The sequence below is a fragment of the Rufibacter hautae genome, from assembly GCF_008271695.1.
Classification (GTDB): Bacteria; Bacteroidota; Bacteroidia; order Cytophagales; family Hymenobacteraceae; genus Nibribacter; species Nibribacter hautae.
On sequence record NZ_VKKY01000003.1, the window covers coordinates 1,023,710 to 1,045,202 of the forward strand.

Sequence of the window (21,493 nt, forward strand, 5' to 3'; positions counted from 1 at the left end):
GGCTATACAAGCTCCAGTTCTTTTTGCTCTAATCTGAAAGGAAACGAGGGGCGCACGGCTCCCATCCACTTTCCAAACCATTTGATATCCCCTCGGTAGTCTTCTATCTCAAAAGAGAGGCATTCTTCATAGTAGAACAGGTCAATAGAGGTGTTTTTCACCACAATGAGCGAAATGTAATAGGAGCCGTCATTCAGGAAATTGCCCGGAATGGTGCACTCGCCTTCCACTAGGCCTTTCTTGCAATGGAACGAAGGGGAAGGGACGTCAAAGATGCATTCGCCACCATAGGAGAATAAATGGAGCCCGATGCTCAAGTCCTGGTCTTCTACCAGGTTCCAGAACTCAAACTCCACCGTAAGGGGAGTGCGGATGTCAAGCGGGGCATCTGGGTCACTGAACTGGGGCGTGAGCCGGAGGCTTTTGAACCGGACAAAGTCATTGCCAGGCGCCTCCACCAGATTATCCCAGGTGCGGTGCAACTGCGATTTCTTTACTCCTTTGATATAGTTATTGATCACGGTCGTCGCTCTTCCGGCCTCCATGAGTCTGCCTTTCTGCAGCCAAAGCGCATGGTTACAGAGGTTGCTGACCGCTTGCATGCTGTGGCTCACAAAAAGAATGGTGCGGCCCTCGCTTCTGGACACGTCTTTGACTTTGCCCAGGCACTTCTTCTGGAATTCAGCATCACCCACAGACAGTACTTCGTCCAGGATAAGGATATCGGGTTCCAGGTGGGCGGCCACCGCGAAAGCCAGCCGTACGTACATGCCCGAGGAGTAGCGTTTCACTGGTGTGTCCAGGAATTTCTCAATGCCCGAGAAATCTACAATCTCGTCAAACTTGGCCGTTATTTCCTGTTTGGTCATACCCAGGATATAGCCGCTCATGAAGATGTTCTCGCGGCCGGTAAGTTCCTGGTTGAAGCCGGTGCCCACCTCCAACAGGCTGCTGATCTTGCCTTTGCCTCGTACCACACCCTTGGTGGGCTTCACAATACGGGAAATGATTTTTAGCAACGTCGATTTGCCTGCCCCGTTATTGCCGATGATGCCCCATACCTCGCCCTGCTTTATCTCAAAGGAAAGATCCTGCAAAGCCCAAAAGGCCTTTTGGCTCTTGTCTTTGGGTTCCTGGTTCTCAGAGAGCTGCGGATAGTAGAAAGGGTCGTCTTTTTTGAGCACAGACGTACTCCACCACCGCGCCACATCCTGCCGTAAAGACCCGGAGCCAATAGTGCCCAGCCGGTAAACCTTGGACAATTCTTCTACTTTGATAACTACGTCTCCCATAAGATTACACTACGTCTATCAGTTTGTCTCCCTGTTTGTTGAAAATACCGATGGAGATGAACAGGAGGAGGAAAGTAAATGCTAGGCTATAGCCCAGGCTTTCTGGCGAGACGACGCCCTGGCCCAGCAGCGCCCGGCGGAACAACTCAAAATAAGAGGTAAGCGGATTGAACTGAACGATCCACCGTACGTTTTCCGGGACATAGTTGACCGGGTACAGAACGGGCGTAAGAAACATGAGCAACCGCACCCCAAACGTCACCAGGTTGATGATGTCCCGGTATTTGGCGGTCACTACTGAGAAAATAAGCCCCAGAGAGAGACCGGTAAGACCTACCAGCATAATAATCAGCGGGGTGGTAATTGCTAAAAATCCGGTGGGCAGTGCGTAGTCTTTGAACAGCACGTAAAAGGCCAACATAGCCAGCAGCATGGCAAACTGAATGCCGAACCGAAAGATTTGGGTGCCCATCTGGGAGATAGGAATGATGAGCCGCGGAAAATATACTTTACTGAAGAGTTGGGCATTTTCCCGGAAGATGAAGGAGGTACCCATGAAGGTATCATTGAAGAAATTCCAGAGGACAATACCAGAAAGATAGAACAGTACGGGCGGGAGGCTGCCAGTAGATACCCCTATCAATTTATTGAATACCAGAACGTAAGTGCCCAAAGTCAAGATGGGTTGTATTAGTAGCCAGAAGGGACCCAACACCGTTTGCTGGTAGTTCAGCAGGAAATCGCGCCGGACTAAACTCATGGATAGATGACGGTAATGCCATAACTCTTGAAGGTTCAATCCCCAATACCGAGTTCGTCCGTTAATCTCCCAATCCCAATCGGTGGTAACCTCCTTACTCTTAAGCATAATTTTAAAGCGTATTGGTAAAGTTATAATATAAACTGATAATATTTAATATGAGGAGGTTGTATAGAACTTTATTTTGTTTGAATATATATAATCTAATCTTAGAAACATAATTTTATCTGGTCAATTTGTGTGGTTTACTTGGCTGGAGTGGTTTCAGGAATGCAGACGCAGGTTTTAGAAGCGTCTTTTTCCTGAGAAGTAGAAGAAAAGCGACCATGGTTCACGCTTTATCCTGTGGATGGCTGCATCTTCTCCTATCTACGTCCTAGATAAAAGTCTATTTTGTAAGGTGAAAGAATAATCTCATTCAAGCCCTGAAGCCGAGGATTGCAATGGATTATGTGAAGAAAATAAACAATTGAGAATTGGATAGACAGCGAAGGGATGCACCTTTCACTTTTCAGCTAAGTTGCTTGCCGCTGGGGCTTTTGTAAGTGGAATGCTTTAGGCAAGCTTAGTAACTGAGCGTCACTAGCTGTTTATAACCTATAAAAAGAAATATGGTCATAAACCTAGCCCGCGCAATTTTACACATGAGCCATGGGCTGATATTCCGGTTGGGTAAAGGCAGGGATAGAAGTGAAATGAGGCCTTTCTCCAGAGTTCTTTTGGAGTGTAAGCCTGACAGTTGGTGGCTATTTTTAGAAAAATAGGCACAAAACCCCGTAAACAGCGAAGCAAAATTGAGTAGGTTTGCCCTGAGCTTCTTCAACGTAAGCATAATCTAGCGCCAATTCCTAAGGCTAGGTTTAGAGGATTGTTTTACAAAACCATGCCTAAAACAAGCCAACACTTACAGAAAAGAACCTCTTGGGCAGAGGATTCCTGAAGCAGACCTTCCTGGATATAGAAGTATAAACAAGCCTAACCTTAACTTAAAAGGCTGATTCCACTTTCCTATAAGTGAAATTAAGTCTACTCTTCCTGCTGCTCTGATTTAACTGCTTTTGCCGATTGGTTTCTCTGTTGGTTCATCTTTTGGGTAAGCTCGGCTACTTTCTGCTCCAGTTTCTCGTTTTCCAGTTTCAGGTCTTCTACCAGTTTCCTGTTGGCCTGCCGCTTCTTGAGTTCCTCTATGGCAGACTCCATAATGTTCTTCAGGTTTTCCTTGTCCCAAGGTTTTAAGATATACCGGTAAATCTTGCCGCTGTTAATGGCGTCCAGAATAGAAGCAGTGTCTGAGTGGCCTGTCAAGATGATCTTGATCAGGTCTTTGTCTTCCGGTAGACTTTTCAGGAACTGAACGCCGGTTATCTTAGGCATCCGTTGATCGGTAATAACCAGAGAGATGGGCTCGTTGGATAAGATCCTTAATCCTTCCTCACCAGACATAGCGGTAAATACCTTAAAATATTTTCTGAAGGTAGACTTGAATACAACCAGATTGTCTTCTTCATTGTCAATATAAAGGATGCCGGGCTTTTCAGCTTGCTCTTCTGCTGGGTGAGTGGTATGGGTAGGAGTGGTGTAATCCATGCCTTTTGTGCTGATTATATTTTCGTGTTTGTGTCGTCTAGGTTGTGCTTTCTCGCGTGTGCTTGATAAGATCGAAGAGGCCATTCTGCTGACTTCCGGTATCAAATAAAGTCAGGGCCTTTAAGTTCAGTTTTATTCCAGAAGTGCCTCCCGCCGGTGATCCGCCAATTCGTCTGCAAAGATGTTTCAAGGTTTTAGAAAAGACTTTTGCTTTCAGTTGCCTCTAGTTTCATGAAACCATGAGCGGGAAACAATAATCAGCCTTTCTGATGCTTAAAACGTATTTTTCTCCTTAATCTTACAAACGTAACTGGCAAAATTGAGGAGCCTAGACACCTGCTTTCATTATGGCTAATATGGTATACTGATGTTTCTTTATATATAAAGGTAACAGTAAAAAACTTAAAGTTGTAATAAAGTTGTGCAATATATTATAAAATTTATTCAATTAATTATTTATAGGTATGCATTTTTAATTTTAACAGCAGTGACTTACAAGTTGAGAACGCTTCTACAGACGCCTGCTACTCACCACAACTGAATTATAGCCAAGTTGTTTTGAGGACGTTATAAAGGCTACAGTTCCTTTGTATACCCGTGTTTGGTTTGTAGAAAAGCCTTTAGATTTCAGGAAAGAGGCATCTGGCAATCCTTCTAGCGCTTGAAAGTTCTTATCTGGTTTCTGCCCATTTTCCTGAATCGAGTCCGAAAATAAGAAATTTCATTTAAGGTAAGATGTTGAATAAAAGTGAGATAAGCATTGGTTTCTGGGACAAGGACAGAGCCTGCTGATTTTTGGCATGTGCTTTGAATAAGGGTAATTACCTAAGCGGAGCAATGGCTGCGTTTGGCGTAACAAAAAAACTACCCTTTAACAGAGAAGAGATGAAAAAGATAGTTGTGATGCTTTCCTTAGGGATGCTGGTGACCGGGACAACCTTTGCACAAGAAGTTACCAAAGGAGACAGAAAACCCAAGACAGAGCGGATTGGCCAAGACGGCGGAAAGAAGGACACCAGAACCCCGGAAGAAAAAGCCACCCAGAAAGCCCAAAAGGTAACGAAGAAATATAACCTGACCCAGGCCCAGCAAGCTAGCCTGCAGGCGCTATACCTAAAGCAGGAAACCGAAACCGCAGCCATGAAAGCCCAAAGCCGTGGTGCCGGAGATGTGAAAACCAAGGATCGGGAGGATTTCAAAGCCAAGCGGGCGCAGTGGGACGCTGAGTTGAAAAGCATTCTCACCCCAGAGCAATACGCCCAATACCAAGCCGACCGGAAGGCAAAAGCAAGCCAAAAGGCTGGGAAAACCGCCAAGAAGGGCCAGCACCTAAAAGGCAAAGAGCAGAAGAAAGTACAAGGTAGCTAATGTTTCTGCCCCACTCAAGGAGACCCAAATCACGGGTCTCTTTTTTGTGCCTATCTGGAAAGTAAGTAAACGATTTATATGAAAAGCCTTTTAGCTTTTTACTACCGTTTTAAGGCTGATTTAAGAAAATGCGGGCAAAACGTAGCTCTGTTTAGAGAGGGGGCTTGGTAGGTAAGCCGATTACCACTCTTGCTTCTTTTCCTCGGTGCGGGCTCTTAGGCGCTGGGTCATGACAGGCGAAACGCCCCGCAGCAGGTGAACAGAAGTGCCTTGCTCCCGCGCATACGTTGTTTCTATGGCCCCAATCTGGGTGACGGAGGTGAAGAACTGTTTCTCTTCTTCCTGCAAAGGCTCCTCTCCGGCGCTTTTGATGAGAATGATGTTCCGGATGTCCATTTTCATCGGGAACCAGTACACGTAGTCGGCATTGAAGGAAACAGCGTGAGGCAGGAGTTTGCCTCCATAGAAATTGATGGCGCCCGCCTGGCCATAGTTATCGCAGAGCAGAAGCGTATGGGGTTTCTCGGCCTCAGGAATCTGGTTGTAGGCCAACTGAACCTTGGACGTGAGTTCTCGCCAGCCCAGCATATCAGCGAAATCCTGGGGAAGCGGATGGTCTTTGCCGTCCTCCCATTTGAGTAAGTTGAATTTCTTGAACTTGGCGGCTTTGGCCTGGATTTCGGCCGGGGAGAGCAGCGGGAAAACCACGTTCACCAAAGGCAAGAACAAAGCAATGTTCAGCAGAATCCACAGCGGGCGTAGGTAGCGTTTCCAGCCGGTATGAAACAGGTGCTCCCAGTACACACTGCCGAAGGCCAGCAGCACGGGGTACAAACCCAGGGTGTAATAGCTTTTCGCCCGCAGATATGTGAACAACGCCATGGTGATAAGATAGCTCAAGCCAATAAACCGGTATTCCTTGAAAGGCACGTAAAGCACAAAAGCCACTAGCGCCCCGATGATGAGGTACACCGATCCGAAGAAGAACAGGATCTGGTCAAACCAGAAATCAGCGGGGTCCACATTCACCAGCTGGGTGGCCTGTAGTTCTTCCATGTGGTGGATCACCGGCAAGCCTTGGGTGAACTGCCAGATGACGTTAGGCAACACCAGCAACGCGGTCAGCAGCACCGCCAGGTAGAAGTACCGGTTCAAGAAAATTCTACCTTGTCCCGTGAGCAGCAAAGCCGGCAACAACCCGATGAGCAAAAACAGGATGTTGTACTTGTTCAGAAACCCCAGCCCTACCACCAGGCCCAGGTACAGCAGGTGCCGTCCGTTTTGCGTTTTCAGGTACCGGATAAGGAAGTAGTAGACGAGGGTCCAGCTGAGGATATCGAAGGAATTGGGCTGGAAAAGCATGTTCACGCGCAGCAACGCAGAGACCAGCACCGCCATGCCGGCCAGGGCTTTGGCGTAAAACCCGCCGCCCAGCTCCTCCACCATTTTCCAGGTTGCCAGCAGGGTCAAAGCCCCAAACAGCGCCGGAAAGAATCTTACCCAGAACACCGAGTTCCCCAGCAGTTTGATAACCCAGGCCACCCAGGAAGTGAAAGGCGGCACCGACAGATAACCAGCGGCCAAATGGTTTGCCTGGTCTAGGTGCAGGTACTCATCGCGCTGCAGGTCATAGGCCGGGTCAACCAAGACATAGTTCAGCAGGATCTTGAGGAAAATCAGGAGACCTAAGAAAAGCAGATCGGGGCTTCTGGTGAAAGAGGTGCGCATTTTTGGTCTTCTGGATGGGCACCTGAAAGTAGGGAATTTAGATCAAATATATCAACCCCATTATACTACTTTGTTAAATGGGAGGCACGTTTGGTTTCAGAACTACGGCTGCCCAGATTTCCCTTTGTCAAGCTGGGATAAGAGAAATTAGTAAAAGCGTTTAAGGGCTGTTTTCGGAAAACCGGCTCCTAAACCTCCATTCATGTTAAAGCTTTCGTCAGTGATTAGTTACCTGTGGGTTTACCTTAGAAAGAGCGAGCCAAGTTGGTTCTCTTGTTATGGCTAGCGGTCAGGAATTGAACTGGAAGAAAAGCAGCAGAAGTAAAATGAGGGCCGCGATGATGATGTGTGGGATGTAGGTGATGTTGCCTTCGTACGTGAGCCTCGCCATAGTGTCCCGCTCATTGTCTTCTTCTTCTAAGGCTTGGTTCACCTTGTTCTCCGCCTGCCGCAGGTACAGCCAATTGCCTAGAAAGCCCACCAACAGGCTCCAGAACAGGGTGGAGGCATTGTTCAGCAGTTTGGCGTTGCCATCAGAGATATTGTAATGGGCAATGGCCATGCCCAAAAGGTAAGACTCGGCGGTGAGGGCCACAATAACGGCTAGGCCCGCTATGTACAGCTTGCGGTACAGCATCCAGAAAATCCCGAAGAAGAAGGCGCCGATGTTGAAGGTGATTTTAGTGCCGGCCCGGTACTGCGCCAGCTTGCGGAGGTAATAATCGGCGTCAACCCCGAAATAGGCGCGGTAATACGCTTCCTGTGGATCGGTCTCGGGGGTTTCTGGGGAGGGTAACATAGGGTTCTATGGGGTGGAATTCTGTTCGCAATCAAATGTAAAGGTACAAGAAAGACCTGGCTTCTCTCTCCAAGAACGCCGTTGCGGGTATTTGTATTAACATTCATAAAATGTATCCAAGATAATTTGGTGAGTTTGTATGTTTTTGGGGTATTCATGGAAAAACGGCTCTAAAACGCGTATCTGTCTCTAAAGAAAGTAGGGCTGAATTCCCCTTCAGCTGGTTTTGCAATTGGGTACAGCCAAGCCGGGTAAGCAAGAACGGAGGGGCTGAACTATTTTTATCTTTTGGTTGCGGTAAATACGGTTGCTTTCTGGTAACGTGCGTAGAAGGGTGCGGAATAAGTCTTTTGCTGTGGAACAACCCCGTAAAAATTGGTCTAAAAGGAAGAAGTACCTTGCCGGAGGCGCCTCGGTGCTGCTGGTTATTCTGGTGCTGCTGCTGGTGGTATCCCGGAACGTCAATTCCTGGGCTGAGCAGAAACTGCAGAAGCAGATCGCCACGCAATCTAAGGGACTGTACTCCCTGGAAATGGCTAAACTGGAAGTGTCACTGCTGGCGGGGTCTGCCCAGGTGGATTCCCTGTGGCTGGTACCGAACGAAGCCGTCTGGAAGCAGATGCAGAAAACCTCTCCCGCCCAGGCCCCGGCCAGCGTCTCTGACCTCAAAGCCGACCGCGTGCAGGTGCGGGGCATCAGTTACATCAAGCTGCTGTTTGGCGGGGCATTCAGCCTGAGTTCTATTCAACTGGACCATCCCCAGTGGGTGTTGCGGCAGATGAAGGAAGACACTACCTCGCAGCCGCTGCATGAGACGGTGGGCGAGCAGTTCCGGAAAACGGGTATCAACGAGATCAGGGTTAAAGACGGGGCTTTCCGGTTCAAAAACAAACCCGGCAGGCAGGCAGAACTGTTCGCGGTGTCTGGGGTGGAACTGGAGGCCCAAGGCATCAAACTGGACAGCGCCTCTTTACAAGATACGTCCCGGGCGTTCTACAGTGAAAAGGTCACGGCCTCGGTAAAAGAAGCCACTTTCTGGCTGCCCCAGGGGAACTATAAACTCAAAAGCGGCCCCATGCAGGCCTCCACCAAGAAGCAGGAATTGACCTTAAATAAACTGCAGCTTATCCCGTTGGCCAGTGCGGCCCAGATGTCCAAGAAAGCCGGAATGGCGGTGACCAGGTTCAGCGTGCAGGTGCCGGAACTAAGACTGAGCAACGTGGATTTCGGGACATTGTCGCGGACCTCCAACGTTCATGTAGGATCGCTGGTCGCCTACAAGCCGCGGGTGAATGCCTACAAAGACGGGAAGAACTATCCTACCAAAGGATCGGGCATTATGCCCCATGACCTGGTGCAGAAACTCACCTTCGGGGTGAACATCCGCACGGCCAAGGTGCGCGATTTGTACGTGCGCTATGAAGAGTTGGCCGAGAAAGCCTTTAAGACCGGCTACGTGACCGGCAGCAACATAGACCTCACGCTCACCAACCTCACCAATGACAAGAACCTGATCTCCATGAAACGCCCGGCGGTGTTAAAAGGCAGCGGCTTGCTTATGGGCAAGGCGCCCATGCAGGCCACGGTGCGGCTGGCTTTGCTGGACCCCAACGGGTACCATTCCATAGAGGGAACCATAGGCAAGGGCTACCCCGCCATCCTGAACCCCATGGTGGAGCCCAGCATGTTTGTGCGCGTGAAAAGCGGAGTGCTGCAACGCGGCTCCTTCAAGTTAGAACTGACCAAGACATCGGCGCAAGGCTCCATGCAACTGCAATACGATGACTTCAAGATCGATCTCCTGAATAAGAAAGAAGAAAAGAAGAAGCAGGGGCTGGGAAGCAAATTGAAGTCGCTGGTGGCAAATAAGGTGATCTTGAAATCTGAAAGCGAGGAAGACGGCAAAGCCCCGCGCGAAGGCAAGATTCAGGTACAACGCCGCAGCGAGCGCTCTTTTCTCACCTACTGGAAAGACTGTCTGGCCAACGGCGTGCTTTCCATCATCGGGGCACCCATGTAGGCAAAGAAGCTTATCTGAAAAGCACAAAAGAAATCGGCCCCTTGAAGTTTTACCTGCAAGGGGCCGATTGTTATTCAGCTAGAAGGATTTGGTTTTGCCTTCTTTTGAGGAAAAGGACTTATAAACTCACCGGCGTAAGGCCGCGCTTCTTAAGCAACGGTTGAATGCTGGGTTCAGCACCTCTGAACTTCTTGTACAGTTCCATAGGGTCAGCGGTGCCGCCTTTCTCCAGGATGTTCTTTCTGAAGGACTGGGCTTTCTCTTTGTTGAACAACCCGTTCTCCTTGAAGACCTGGAAGGCATCGGTGTCCAGCACGCCAGACCAGATGTAGCTGTAGTAGCCGGCAGAATACCCGCCGGAGAAGATGTGGCTGAAGTAGGTGCTTCTGTACCGCGGAATGATCTGGTCAGGCAAGCCCACTTTGCTCATAGACGACTTCTCAAACTGGTTGATGTCGCCGGTCAGGTTCTGGGTTTGGGTGTGGTAAGCCAGATCCAGCAAAGAAGCCGCCAGGTACTCTGTCGTCTCGAAGCCTTGGTTGAAGGTGCCCGCTTTCTTCATTTTCTCAATCAGCTCATTAGAGATCAGCTGACCGGTTTTGTAGTGCGTGCCATACAATTTCAGGACCTCGGGCTCAGCGGCCCAGTTCTCCATGATCTGCGAAGGCAGCTCCACAAAGTCGCGCGGTACCGAGGTGCCGGCCATGCTTTCATAGGTCACATTGGACAACAGACCGTGCAGGGCGTGGCCGAACTCGTGGAAGTAAGTGGTTACCTCATCAAAAGTCAAGAGGGCCGGGGCATCGCCGGTAGGTTTGGTGAAGTTGCAGACAATGGATACCACCGGGGCCAGGCGTTTGCCTTTCTCGGTTTTCTGGCTGCGGTAAGACGTCATCCAGGCACCGCTCCTTTTAGAGGCACGCGGGAAGAAATCCATGTAGATCACGCCCACCAACGTACCGTCGGCCTCAGATACCTCGTAGGCAGTGACGTCCTGGTGGTATTTAGGCAGGTTGGGCAGCTCTTTGAACTTGAGGCCGTAGAGTTTCTCCGTCACGGTGAACACACCCTTGCGGATGTTCTCCAGGCTGAAGTACGGTTTCAGTTCCTGCTCATCCAGGTCAAAGCGCTCCTTCCGGATTTTTTCGGTGTAATAGCGCCAGTCATAGGGCGCCACTTTGAACTTGGCACCGGAGGCATCCATCATTTTCTGGATGTCGCGCTCTTCCTGCTTGGCTACGGCCAGGGCTGGGGCCCACAGTTGGTCCAGCAGTTTGTTCACGTTCTCCGGAGACTTGGCCATGGTTTCTTCCAGCACATAATGCGCGTGGGTTTTGTAGCCCAGCAACTGTGCTTTCTCGCGGCGCAGGTTCACAATCTTGCGCAGGACTTCTTTGTTGTCGTTGGCGTTATTGTTGTTTCCGCGCAGCGAATACGCCTCCCAGATCTGCTTGCGCAGGTCGCGGTTATCGGCGTACTGCAGGAACGGCATCACGCTGGGGTTGTGCAAGGTGAAGACCCATTTGCCCGGCTTACCGGCCTGTTTGGCGGCATCGGCGGCGGCGGCCACCAGGCCTTCCGGCAAGCCGGCCAGGTCTTTCTTGTCGTCAATCACCAGCTGGTAGGCGTTCGTCTCGGCCAGGATGTTCTGCCCGTACTGCAAACTCAGCAGCGACATTTCGCCGTTGATTTTCTTCAGCTTGTCCTTGTCGGCATCGTTCAGGTTGGCGCCGCTGCGCAAGAAGGATTTGTAAGTCTCTTCCAGCAGTTTCTGCTGCTCAGCGGTCAGTTTCAGGTCTTTTTTGTCTTTCCAGACCGTTTTCACCCGCTCAAACAGTTTCTTGTTCAAGATGATGTTGTCGCTGTGCGCAGATAGCTCCGGGGCAATCTCGCGGGCTATTTTCTGGATCTCCTCATTGGTGTTGGCCGAGTTGAGGTTGTAGAAAACCGTTGACACGCGGCCCAGAAGCTGGCCGGCGTTTTCCATGGCCACAATGGTGTTCTCAAACGTGGGCGCCTTGGGGTTGTTGACGATGGCGTCAATCTCCTGCTGGTTTACCCTGATGCCTTCCTGAAGAGCGGGTTTGAAGTGCTCATTCTTGATCAGGTGGAAAGGCGGTACCTGGTGGGGGGTGCTGTACTTCTGTAAAAGGGGGTTGTTCTTGTCTTTGGCCTGACCTGCCGCTTGTTCATTGGCCAGTAGTCCTATAGCCATAGTTGCGAGAACGCAGAGTGTTTTTGTAATCATTTTACTTTGTAAATACTAAAATAAAGCTGCCCTTTCCGTGAGAAGGGAAAAGGAAGCCCAAAAATACTAATTAAACGCGGGAGGGTAAGGTTTCAGTATACTTTAATCTTCTTTTGGGCAGGCTTCTACGGCTTTCCTTTGCGTCCATTCCTCAAAGGTCATCTCAAACTTGATCTCGCCTTTGCCGTGAGTGCCTACATCGCGCCAGCCGGCGGTGCGGTAGAAGGAAGCGGCGCGCGTGTTGGGGCTGGTGCCCAACCAGACTTTCTCTTTGGTCTGCCCGAAGTACCAGTCCAGCATCAGGTCATGCAGCTTTCGCCCGATGCCCCTCTTCTCATAAGCGGGGTCCACGAACAGCGCCCAAATGCTGTGCTCCTGCAGATCCGCGATGGAGAAGCCTACGACTTTGTTTTCTACTTCGGCCACCCAGCCTTTGCCCCGTTTGGTGATGTATTCCTCTACCGCAGCATCGGTGACCAAAGCCGGGTTGGAAAGCACGTTCTCTTTCACCAAATGGCGAACTACTTGCATCTGCGGGATGTCTGCCACGGTGGCTTCTCTATAGGTGGGAATCATCATTCGGGTTTTGGGTGCGTTTTCCTGAAAGTAAGCTGAAAATAGTAAGCGATCCAACCGCTGAACGGCAGAAAGGAAGAAGGCCGGGCTTAAAGCAAAATCAGCCGGAGACCTCCATCTTCCGGCTGATTTTTGCCTTGTTTTGGTAAAATGTCCCTGAAACGGAAACCTGTTCTGGTGCATCGCGGCCCAGCCTATTTCCTGATCACGTACCAGAGGTTCTGGATGTCATGGGGCAGTTTATGGGTCTGGATGTTGGTGAAGCCGGCGCGGTTAAGATAGTCCATGGTCACCTCCTCGCCCCACATGGCGCCCAGACCTTCGCCGTGCTGCGCCAGCGACACCGTCATGCAGTGCATGCAGGAAACCGTGTACAGGAACGGCGCAATGGGGTGTTTCATATCTTCTTCCAGGTGGCTGGTGCCCCCAATTTCCTGCATGAGGTACACGCCGTCTTTCTTGAGCGCCTTGTGGATGCCCCGCAAGACGTTGAGCGGTTTGCCCTGGTCGTGGATGGCGTCAAAGGTGGTGATGAGGTCATATTTCTCCTCCGGCGCATCATGGTGGAAATCAGAAAGGTCTTTCAGCTTGAAATGGACGTTCTCCCGGCCCAAGGCGGCGGTCTGCGCGTTGGCATCCGCGATGGCGTCTGTGGAGAAGTCGATGCCGGTGAAGTGGGATTTGTGGAACAGCGAGGCCAGCCGGTTGATAATTTTGCCCGAGCCGCAGCCCACATCCAGCACATGGATGCCTTTCTCCAGCCTTTCCCGAAGGCCCGGCACCAGCGGCAGGATATGGCTCTCTAGAGAAGCCAGCACCGACTGCCCGCTGTCCTCAGCCATGACTTCATGGAACCGGTGGAATTCTTCGTAAGGCACGCCGCCGCCGTGTTTGAAGCATTCCACAATCTGGTTTTCCACCTGGCCCATCACGGCACTGTACTGCGCAAACACCGCCAGGTTATCCGATCCGGCCTGGCGGGTAAGGTAAGCAGCATGCTCAGGAGGCAGGTAATAGGTGCGGGTTTCGGGGGCGTAGATGACAATGCCGCCGGTGACCATGGCACCCAGCCACTCCCGCACGTAGCGCTCGTCTAGGCGGGCCCGCTCGGCAATGTCCATGGAACTGGCAAAGTCCATCTGGCTCATGGTGTCAAACAAGCCCACCCGGTGCCCGATGGAGATCATGAAGGAGAGGGCGCTTTTGTTCATGGTGTCTACCAGGGCATTCTCAAACGCCTGGGCCCGGGAAGTATCAAATTCCTGATCTACTCTCATAAGGATACGCTTAAATGATGCTACATCCACCAGGTCAGAGTCAGCAGCCCGGTCTTACGGTTGTAAAGGAGGAGATGGGAATTCTTCCGGGCTGTTCTAAGGGAGCGTACGCGGTTGGTATTCTGTTAAGTAGTTATACGCTAGTTACCAATTTGGGTAACTCAAAAGAAAAGGCGTTTCAAGGCTCTTTTCCTAAAATCAGCCTTGAAAGTGGTGCAAGGACAGTCCAAAGGTGCAGTGATTTAAAGTGAACAAGTTGGATAGTCTTGTTTAGGTTAATATTGTTGTAAGTGTCTGAAAAACAATAATTAGTCTAAAGGTTGATGCGAAATTTATTACCCGGAAAGCTGGACTTTGGTCTGGGGAATTGGTAACTAACAGACGTTAGCTAGGTGAGTTGATGGAAATTGAAGGAGGAGGGAAGCCTGGCATGCGTCCGCGTCTCCACTCCTAATCCTATTTCTATGAACATCAGAAAACTGCTTGTCGCCAACCGCGGCGAAATTGCCATCAGGGTTCTGCGGGCCTGCAATGAGCTGGGCATCAAAACCGTGGCCATCTACACCTACGAAGACCGCTACTCGCTGCACCGTTACAAAGCCGATGAGGCCTACCAGGTGGGCAAGGAAAACCAGCCGCTGCAGCCGTACCTCAACATCCAGGAGATCATCCAGATCGCGAAAGAGAACGACGTAGACGCCATCCATCCGGGTTACGGTTTCCTGTCAGAGAACAAAGATTTCTCCCAGGCTTGCGCTGATAACGGCATCCTCTTCATCGGACCCAAGCCCGAGGCCATGGCGGCGCTGGGAGACAAGATCGCTGCGAAGAATGTAGCCCGGGAAAACAACGTGCCGCTTATCCAGAGCAATCAGCAGGATTTAGTTAACAGCACCATCGCGCTGGCCGAGGCGAACCGCATCGGGTACCCGGTGATGCTGAAAGCGGCCGCCGGGGGCGGAGGTCGGGGCATGCGTATCCTCCGTGACGACGAGCAACTGGAGAAAGGTTTCTTTGAGGCCAGGAACGAGGCCGCCAAAGCCTTCGGCGATGACACGCTGTTCCTGGAGAAGTTTGTGGAGCGGCCTAAGCATATTGAGGTGCAGGTAGTCGCTGATAACCACGGCAACCTCACGCACCTGTTTGAACGAGATTGCTCGGTGCAGCGGCGTTTCCAGAAAGTAGTGGAAGTGGCGCCGGCCATGGGCTTATCGGAACGTTTGCGCGAGGAACTCTATGACTACGCCCTGCGCATCTGCCGGGCGGTGAACTACAATAACGTGGGCACCGTGGAGTTTCTGGTGAACCCGCAGACCGAGGAAATCTTCTTCATTGAGGTGAACCCGCGCATCCAGGTGGAGCACACGGTCACGGAGATGGTAACAGGCGTGGACCTCATCAAAACCCAGATTTACATTGCGGCCGGTTATCCGCTCTCGGCGCCGGAGATCAACCTGGGCCCGGAACGGCGCATCATTCCCACGGGATTCGCCATCCAGTGCCGCATCACCACCGAGGATCCCGAGAACGACTTCAAACCCGATTACGGTACCATCATCGCGTACCGCAGCGCGGGCGGTTTCGGCATCCGGCTGGACCAAGGCAGCGTGTACCAGGGCGCCAAGGTGAGTCCGTTCTTTGACTCGCTTCTGGTGAAAGTGCTGGCCCATGACAATACCCTGCAGGGCGCGGCCATTAAGATGCAGCGTACGCTGGACGAGTTCCGGCTGCGCGGCGTGCGCCACAACATGCCGTTTCTGCACAACATCGTGTCGCACCCCGAGTTCATCAAGGGCCATGCCACCGTGGACTTCGTGAAAGACCATCCCGAGCTGTTCTTCTTCCAGAAACGGCAAGACCGCGCCACGCGCCTCCTCCATTTCATCGCCGAGACCATGGTGAACGGCAACCCAGACATCAAGGTGAAAGGCCCTTACCGCGCGCTGGAGAAACCCCATATCCCTGCCTTTCCCAAAGCCGCCGAGTACCCCAAAGGCACCAAAGATTTGGTCACTGAACTCGGCCCCGATGCGTTCTCCAAGTGGCTGCGGCAGGAAAAGAAAATCCACTACACCGATACCACTTTCCGTGATGCGCACCAAAGTCTGTTGGCTACCCGCATGCGAACCTTTGATTTAATGAAAGTGGCCGAGGGCTACGCCAAGATGCACCCGCAGACCTTCAGCATGGAAGTCTGGGGCGGCGCCACTTTTGACGTCTGCCTGCGCTTCCTGCACGAAGATCCCTGGGACCGCTTGGCGCAACTCCGGCAGGCCATTCCCAACATTCTGCTGCAGATGCTCATCAGGGGCTCCAATGGGGTGGGCTACAAAGCGTATCCAGACAACCTGATTGAGGCTTTCGTGGAGAAATCCTGGGAAACGGGCGTGGACGTGTTCCGTATCTTTGATTCGCTCAACTGGATGAAAGGCATGGATTCCTGCATCAACTTCGTACGGAAGCGCACCGGCGGCCTGGCCGAGGGCTCCATCTGCTACACCGGCGATATTCTGGACCCCGCCAAGACCAAGTACAACCTGGCCTATTACCTGAGGTTGGGCAAACAACTGGAAGACGCGGGCGCGCACCTCATCGCGATCAAAGACATGGCCGGTTTGCTCAAGCCTTATGCTGCCCAGGTGTTGGTAGAGGCGCTGCGCGATACGGTGAAACTGCCCATCCATTTGCATACCCATGACACGGCCTCGGTGCAGGCGGCTACGTACCTGAAAGCCATTGAAGCGGGCGTGGACGTGGTGGATGTTTGCCTGGGTTCTATGTCGGGCCTCACGTCGCAACCCAACTTCAACGCGGTGGTGGAGATGATGCGGTTCCAGGAGCGGCATCAGGAATTTGACATCAAAAGCCTGAACGAGTTCTCCAATTACTGGGAAACGGTGCGCGAGTACTATTATCCTTTTGAGAGTGGCCTCAAAGCCGGTACCGCCGAGGTCTACCAGCACGAGATTCCGGGTGGGCAGTATTCCAACCTTCGGCCGCAGGCCCAGGCACTGGGATTAGGGGAGAAGTGGGAACAGATCAAGCAAACGTACACCGAGGTGAACCAGCTTTTTGGCGATGTGATCAAAGTGACGCCCAGCTCCAAAGTGGTGGGCGACATGGCGCTGTACCTGGTCTCCAACAACCTGACCACCGTGGATGTGCTGGAGCGCGGCGAGCAGATCTCCTTCCCCGAGAGCGTGCAGAGCTTCTTCCGCGGCGATATCGGGCAGCCTGAGGGTGGTTTCCCCAGGAAGCTGCAGAAGCTGGTACTCAAAGAAGAACAACCCTACACCGATCGGCCGAACGAGCACCTGCCGCCCATTGACCTGGACGCTGGTTTTGCCATGTTTCAGAAAAAACACGGCCTAAACAGAACGTTCCTGGATTTCCTTTCCTATCAGCTCTACCCCAAGGTGTGGGAAGAATACCGCCAGCACCAGATCCGGTTCGGCGATGTCTCCAAAATTCCCACGCGCATCTTCTTCTACGGCATGCGCCAAGGCGAGGAATACATCATTGACATGGCCCGCGGCAAGTCCATCATTGTGCAATACATGTCTATGACCGAGCCCGACGAGGACGGCAACCGCACCGTGTTCTTCAAGCTCAACGGCCAGACCCGCAACATAGAGGTGCGCGACGAAACCGTGAAAGTGGAGAAAGTCTCTCACCGCAAAGCAGAGGCGGGCAATACCAAACAACTAGGCGCCCCGCTGCAGGGACTGCTCTCCAAAGTATTGGTGCAGAAAGACCAGATGGTGAAGAAAAACACGCCGCTCTTCATCATCGAAGCCATGAAAATGGAGACCACCGTCACCGCGCCTAATGATATGGTAGTGGCGGATATCCACCTCCAAGACGGCACCCTGGTCTCCGCCGATGACCTGGTTTTGAGCCTGAACTAAGCCATTTCATAACCCAACTTTGTTAAACGATTAGGGGCTGTTTTCTAGAAAACAGCCCCTAATCGTTTACTGAATTTAAGAATTAGTTATCCCCTGAAAGTGGGCTTTGATATGGTGTTTCGTGATTCAGAAGATGGTACTCAAGTGCGGTAATAAATCTTGAATTACATCCTCGTACCAATGCCAGCGATTCTTGCTCGGGGTAGCATTCCTGCCAGGAAGATGACGATACCCAGGGCCACGTGCAAGTAGTTATCGGCGCCATTGACAGGCAAGAAACCCAAGAGTTTGGTCATGCCAGAATCCCCGATGGTAATGAACCCGATCACGCCAAGTAGTAAGTAGACTACCCCGAATACTTTGAGAAAAGTTGCGGCCTGGGCGGGAGCCGCCAATGCTACTAAAATAAACAATGCACCGCTTACAATGTGGACCATATTGTGCACGGCATCGGCGTGGAAAATGGCGCTGTGGGTATCACCCACAATCGGGTTGGGTACAAAACCCAGTAAACCCACAGCCAAGAAAGTGAATCCAATGAGAAGAGAAGCAGTTTTGGTAGTCATAGTTATGTAGTAGATGGTTTATATTTATTTACGGAAATATTATAATTATAGATGGTGATGTTATAAATCATTTCACATCATCTAAGTGTTCAACTTCTTCTGTTTCATCTGGTAAGGGTTAAATCATGATTTATCTAAGCTGTATAAAGTGTACCTGAAAAGGAAGGTAGTTTATGAGGGTAGTCGCAAGGAAAAGATGGTACTGTTCAAGGGTTGTTTATCCCAAAACAGCAAAGCCCATTCTGCCAGGTTATTGGTAGAATGGGCTTCGCTGTTTTGGGGCTATTTTCAAGAAAACAGGCGCAGAAAAGGATGCGCCCAGAAGTGATTTATTCTGCGGTGACGGGGTCAATGATGTTAGCTACTTCACTTATCGTATTGGCCGGGAATCCTCCCCGTTTGGCATGTTCTCTGATCGTTTCTTCATCTGGCGAGATATACACGCAGTAGATTTTGTCACCGGCCACATAGCTGTGCAGCCACTGGATCTCGGGTCCCATATCATGGATTACTCCGTTGGAGGTCTGGGATATCTCCTTCAGTTGCGCAGTGGTGAGTTTGCTGGCTCCGGGAATTTCCCTTTCAATCACATACTTCGGCATGGCTTAGCGTTTTTGGGTTTATCCTACTCGTCTGGCTTTTCGGGACTGCCCCGTTTTTTGGGTGGTTTCTGGTCTCCACCTGGTGTTGGCTTTAACTGCGGAGAAGAAAAGACTACAGGCTAATTCAGACTTGCGCGGCGGCTAAGTGTTGGCAGGGGAGATGCTTTCTTTCGGCTGTTTTTTACCTGAACTGGGCCTCAAAAAGAAAGACAGGAGGGACGTTGGAGAGCAGGATGAAGATACTTAAAAGTATGGAATAAACATGGAGTTGCCCCCTGAATTTAGGCAAGGTGTACTTCCTGTTTAAGACCTGATTTTCAGAAAACCAGCCCAAAACAGCGGATTGGTGCGAAAGAAAAGAAAGCGCGAGCCCAAGTAGAATTGACTACCTCCACCGGGTAGTTGCCCAGGCTTTTTGCTGATCGGGGGAAAGGAAAGTCCAGGCGACAAGGCGGCTGGTTTTGTTTCCCTGGCTCATGGAGATGGTTTTCACGTCTACGGCCTGGGCTTGCTGCAGGGCTTTGTAGGCGCCCTTTAGGTTGGCGCTTTTGGAGACCAGCGTGGTGAACCACAGGCAGGAATGAGCAAACTGCCGGCTCTGCCTGACCATGTCGCCAATGAACCTTTCTTCGCCGCCCTCGCACCACAGTTCATTCTGCTGCCCGCCGAAGTTGAGGGAAGGTTTCACGGCTTTCTGCTGTTTCAGGTTTCTGAGTTTGCGTACCGTACCGGCCTGAGCGTCTGCCGCCGAGGCATGGAAGGGAGGGTTGCAAAGCGTCAGGTCAAAGCGCTCGTCCTGCCGGATTATGCCCCTGAAAATGTCCTTGGGGTTTGGCTGCAACCGGAGTTCTATTTCGCCTTTCAGCGCTGGGTTCTTCTCAATGATGTTTTCAGCCGATTTTATGGAAATTGGGTCAATATCAGCACCCACAAAAGACCAGCCGTACTCATGGTGCCCGATGATAGGATAGACGCAGTTGGCGCCCACGCCAATGTCTAGGCAGTTGATGCGGTTGCCTCTGGGTACTTTGCTTCCTCTAGGATTCAGGTTGGCCAGCAGATCTGCGATGTGGTGGATGTAATCTGCCCTGCCCGGAATGGGCGGACACAGGTAGTTTTTGGGAATGTCCCAGTGTTGGATGCCGTAAAAATGCTTCAGCAGCGCCTTGTTCAGCGTCTTCACCGCCTCGGGGTTGAAGAAATCCACCGATTCATCTTTGAACTCATTCACCCGCACAAAAGGGCGCAACTCAGGACAACTCGCCATCAGCTTCTTGAAATCATAACGCTCGCGGTGCTTGTTGCGGGGGTGTAAACCCGATTTCTCTTTGGGGTGCTCTTTCTTTTTTGGAAGCATGAAACGGAAATGAAAAAACAGTGCTGTCGCCTGGGGCAAAGGTACCACAATTGGGCAAGCCTTGGGGCAACAGCACTGTTTTCCTTTATTTCAACCAATCTGGTTTGGTGGTGTTGATCTTGGCCCTGAGTTGGTTGAGCAGGCTGTACAAGCCAAAATAGGTTCTGTTCACAAAAAGACCGTGCCTGGAACCCCGCGCCTGCCTAGAGTTCCTGAACATTTTATCCCTGGAAACCCGGTCACCTAACGCGTAAATCTGGTTGAAGTACGCGTCATCTGCGAAGTCAAACGTTTCTGTGTGGAAAGGCTGGCCCAACAAAAGCATCATTTCCTTGAAAACACCCTTAAAATAGGCTTGTTCCTCCGGAGAGTCCAAGTCGCTGAGAAAGTCCAGCTGAAAGAAAATCTGGTCTAGTTCAGCCTCGTTCAGATGCGCGTTTCTCTTTAACAGCGAGAAGTAGCCTCGGTAAAAATCCTCCGGAATCTCTTTCACGCAGCCGAAGTCAATCACGCCCAAGGTCACACCATCCTGAACGATGAAATTTCCTGGATGCGGATCAGCGTGGACTTGTCTGAGGTTGTGTACCTGGTGGTGGTAAAAGTCCCAGAGCGCCTGGCCAATCTGGTTCCGGGCTTCCTGCGTGGGGTTGGTCTCGAGCCATTCTTTCAGGTGGTCGCCCTCCAGCCAATCCATGGTGATGATGCGCTCGCTGCTGAGTTCTGGGTAATACACCGGGAAGTTCAGGTGCGGGATATGGCTACAGGCTTGCGAGATTTCGGTGGACCGTTTTACCTCCAGTTTGTAGTCGGTTTCTTCCAGCAGTTTCTCTTCCACCTCCTCCATGTAGTGGTCCATCTCCTTCTCGTTCATGTTGAGTAAACGGTAGGCAAATGGCTTCACCATGCGCAGGTCTGAGGTCACGCTATCGGCTACGCCGGGGTACTGCACCTTCACCGCGAACGTCTTGCCGTTCTTGGTGGCTTTGTGCACCTGCCCAATAGAAGCGGCATTCACCGCCGACGTGGTAAAGGTGTCAAACATCGCCTCAGGCGCTTTCCCGAAGGATTTCTGGAAGGTTCTCACCACCAACGGATAGGAGAGCGGCGGCGCGCTGTACTGCGCCATGGTGAATTTGTCCTGGTACGCGCGCGGCAAGATGTTCTTGTCCATGGACATCATCTGGGCCACTTTGAGGGCACTGCCTTTGAGCTCGCTCAGGGAGGCATAGATGTCCTCGGCGTTGCTGGTGTGCAGTTCCTCTTTGCTCAAAGAGGGGTTCACCATCTTCTTGGCGTAATGCTTGATGTAGTTCCCGCCTACTTTGGCGCCCGTTCCTATGAATTTGGTGGCGCGCTGTACTTTGGAGGTAGGGATATGGTTTTGCTCTGGTTGGCTACTGCTCAT

The 21,493-nt window shown here is 51.5% G+C and carries 15 protein-coding genes; 3 read left to right on the forward strand and 12 right to left on the reverse strand.

What is annotated here, in order from left to right; all coding sequences use genetic code 11:
- Window positions 1-2 precede the first annotated feature (2 nt).
- From FOA19_RS20695 to FOA19_RS20705, 3 genes are all read right to left on the reverse strand, one after another.
- A complete protein-coding gene (locus FOA19_RS20695; protein ID WP_149092734.1) occupies window positions 3-1,292 on the reverse strand; it encodes an ABC transporter ATP-binding protein in 1,290 nt (429 codons plus the stop codon).
- 4 nt (window positions 1,293-1,296) lie between these two features.
- Complete coding sequence (locus tag FOA19_RS20700) at window positions 1,297-2,052, reverse strand: ABC transporter permease (RefSeq protein WP_149092735.1); 756 nt, start codon at window positions 2,050-2,052, stop codon at window positions 1,297-1,299.
- Window positions 2,053-3,078: 1,026 nt separating this feature from the next.
- On the reverse strand, window positions 3,079-3,639 hold the full coding sequence (locus tag FOA19_RS20705) for a response regulator (protein ID WP_190300496.1): 561 nt from the start codon (window positions 3,637-3,639) through the stop codon (window positions 3,079-3,081).
- 885 nt (window positions 3,640-4,524) lie between these two features.
- Here FOA19_RS20705 and FOA19_RS20710 point away from each other — a divergent pair.
- Window positions 4,525-5,007: a hypothetical protein gene (locus tag FOA19_RS20710; RefSeq protein WP_149092737.1), complete on the forward strand. Its 483-nt coding sequence runs from the start codon at window positions 4,525-4,527 to the stop codon at window positions 5,005-5,007.
- 180 nt (window positions 5,008-5,187) lie between these two features.
- On the opposite strand, the gene FOA19_RS20715 is transcribed toward FOA19_RS20710, so the two are convergent.
- Window positions 5,188-6,735, reverse strand: coding sequence for a glycosyltransferase family 39 protein (locus FOA19_RS20715; protein ID WP_149092738.1), 1,548 nt, complete (start codon window positions 6,733-6,735; stop codon window positions 5,188-5,190).
- Between the two features lie 289 nt (window positions 6,736-7,024).
- A complete protein-coding gene (locus FOA19_RS20720) occupies window positions 7,025-7,534 on the reverse strand; it encodes a DUF2628 domain-containing protein (RefSeq protein WP_149092739.1) in 510 nt (169 codons plus the stop codon).
- Between the two features lie 355 nt (window positions 7,535-7,889).
- On the opposite strand from FOA19_RS20720, the gene FOA19_RS20725 reads away from it, so the two are divergent.
- On the forward strand, window positions 7,890-9,554 hold the full coding sequence (locus FOA19_RS20725) for a hypothetical protein (RefSeq protein WP_149092740.1): 1,665 nt from the start codon (window positions 7,890-7,892) through the stop codon (window positions 9,552-9,554).
- Window positions 9,555-9,672: 118 nt separating this feature from the next.
- Here the strand turns inward: FOA19_RS20725 and FOA19_RS20730 are convergent, their stop codons facing one another.
- The 3 genes from FOA19_RS20730 to FOA19_RS20740 form a co-directional block, all read right to left on the reverse strand.
- Complete coding sequence (locus tag FOA19_RS20730; protein WP_223809003.1) at window positions 9,673-11,769, reverse strand: M3 family metallopeptidase; 2,097 nt, start codon at window positions 11,767-11,769, stop codon at window positions 9,673-9,675.
- 135 nt (window positions 11,770-11,904) lie between these two features.
- Entirely contained in the window at window positions 11,905-12,381 is a 477-nt protein-coding gene (locus FOA19_RS20735) for a GNAT family N-acetyltransferase (RefSeq protein WP_149092742.1), read from the reverse strand.
- A gap of 191 nt (window positions 12,382-12,572) precedes the next feature.
- Complete coding sequence (locus FOA19_RS20740) at window positions 12,573-13,655, reverse strand: class I SAM-dependent methyltransferase (protein ID WP_149092743.1); 1,083 nt, start codon at window positions 13,653-13,655, stop codon at window positions 12,573-12,575.
- 464 nt (window positions 13,656-14,119) lie between these two features.
- On the opposite strand from FOA19_RS20740, the gene FOA19_RS20745 reads away from it, so the two are divergent.
- Complete coding sequence (locus FOA19_RS20745; RefSeq protein ID WP_149092744.1) at window positions 14,120-17,563, forward strand: pyruvate carboxylase; 3,444 nt, start codon at window positions 14,120-14,122, stop codon at window positions 17,561-17,563.
- A 164-nt stretch (window positions 17,564-17,727) separates the two neighbouring features.
- Here the strand turns inward: FOA19_RS20745 and FOA19_RS20750 are convergent, their stop codons facing one another.
- The 4 genes from FOA19_RS20750 to FOA19_RS20765 all read right to left on the reverse strand — a co-directional run bounded on the left by FOA19_RS20750 (window position 17,728) and on the right by FOA19_RS20765 (window position 21,493).
- Window positions 17,728-18,129 carry a DUF4383 domain-containing protein gene (locus FOA19_RS20750; RefSeq protein WP_149092745.1) on the reverse strand — a complete coding sequence of 134 codons (402 nt, stop codon included), beginning with the start codon at window positions 18,127-18,129 and terminating at the stop codon, window positions 17,728-17,730.
- Between the two features lie 329 nt (window positions 18,130-18,458).
- Window positions 18,459-18,731: a DUF4242 domain-containing protein gene (locus FOA19_RS20755; protein ID WP_149092746.1), complete on the reverse strand. Its 273-nt coding sequence runs from the start codon at window positions 18,729-18,731 to the stop codon at window positions 18,459-18,461.
- A gap of 385 nt (window positions 18,732-19,116) precedes the next feature.
- Window positions 19,117-20,088: a 23S rRNA (adenine(1618)-N(6))-methyltransferase RlmF gene (rlmF, locus tag FOA19_RS20760; RefSeq protein WP_149092747.1), complete on the reverse strand. Its 972-nt coding sequence runs from the start codon at window positions 20,086-20,088 to the stop codon at window positions 19,117-19,119.
- A gap of 85 nt (window positions 20,089-20,173) precedes the next feature.
- Window positions 20,174-21,493: an ABC1 kinase family protein gene (locus FOA19_RS20765; RefSeq protein ID WP_149092748.1), complete on the reverse strand. Its 1,320-nt coding sequence runs from the start codon at window positions 21,491-21,493 to the stop codon at window positions 20,174-20,176.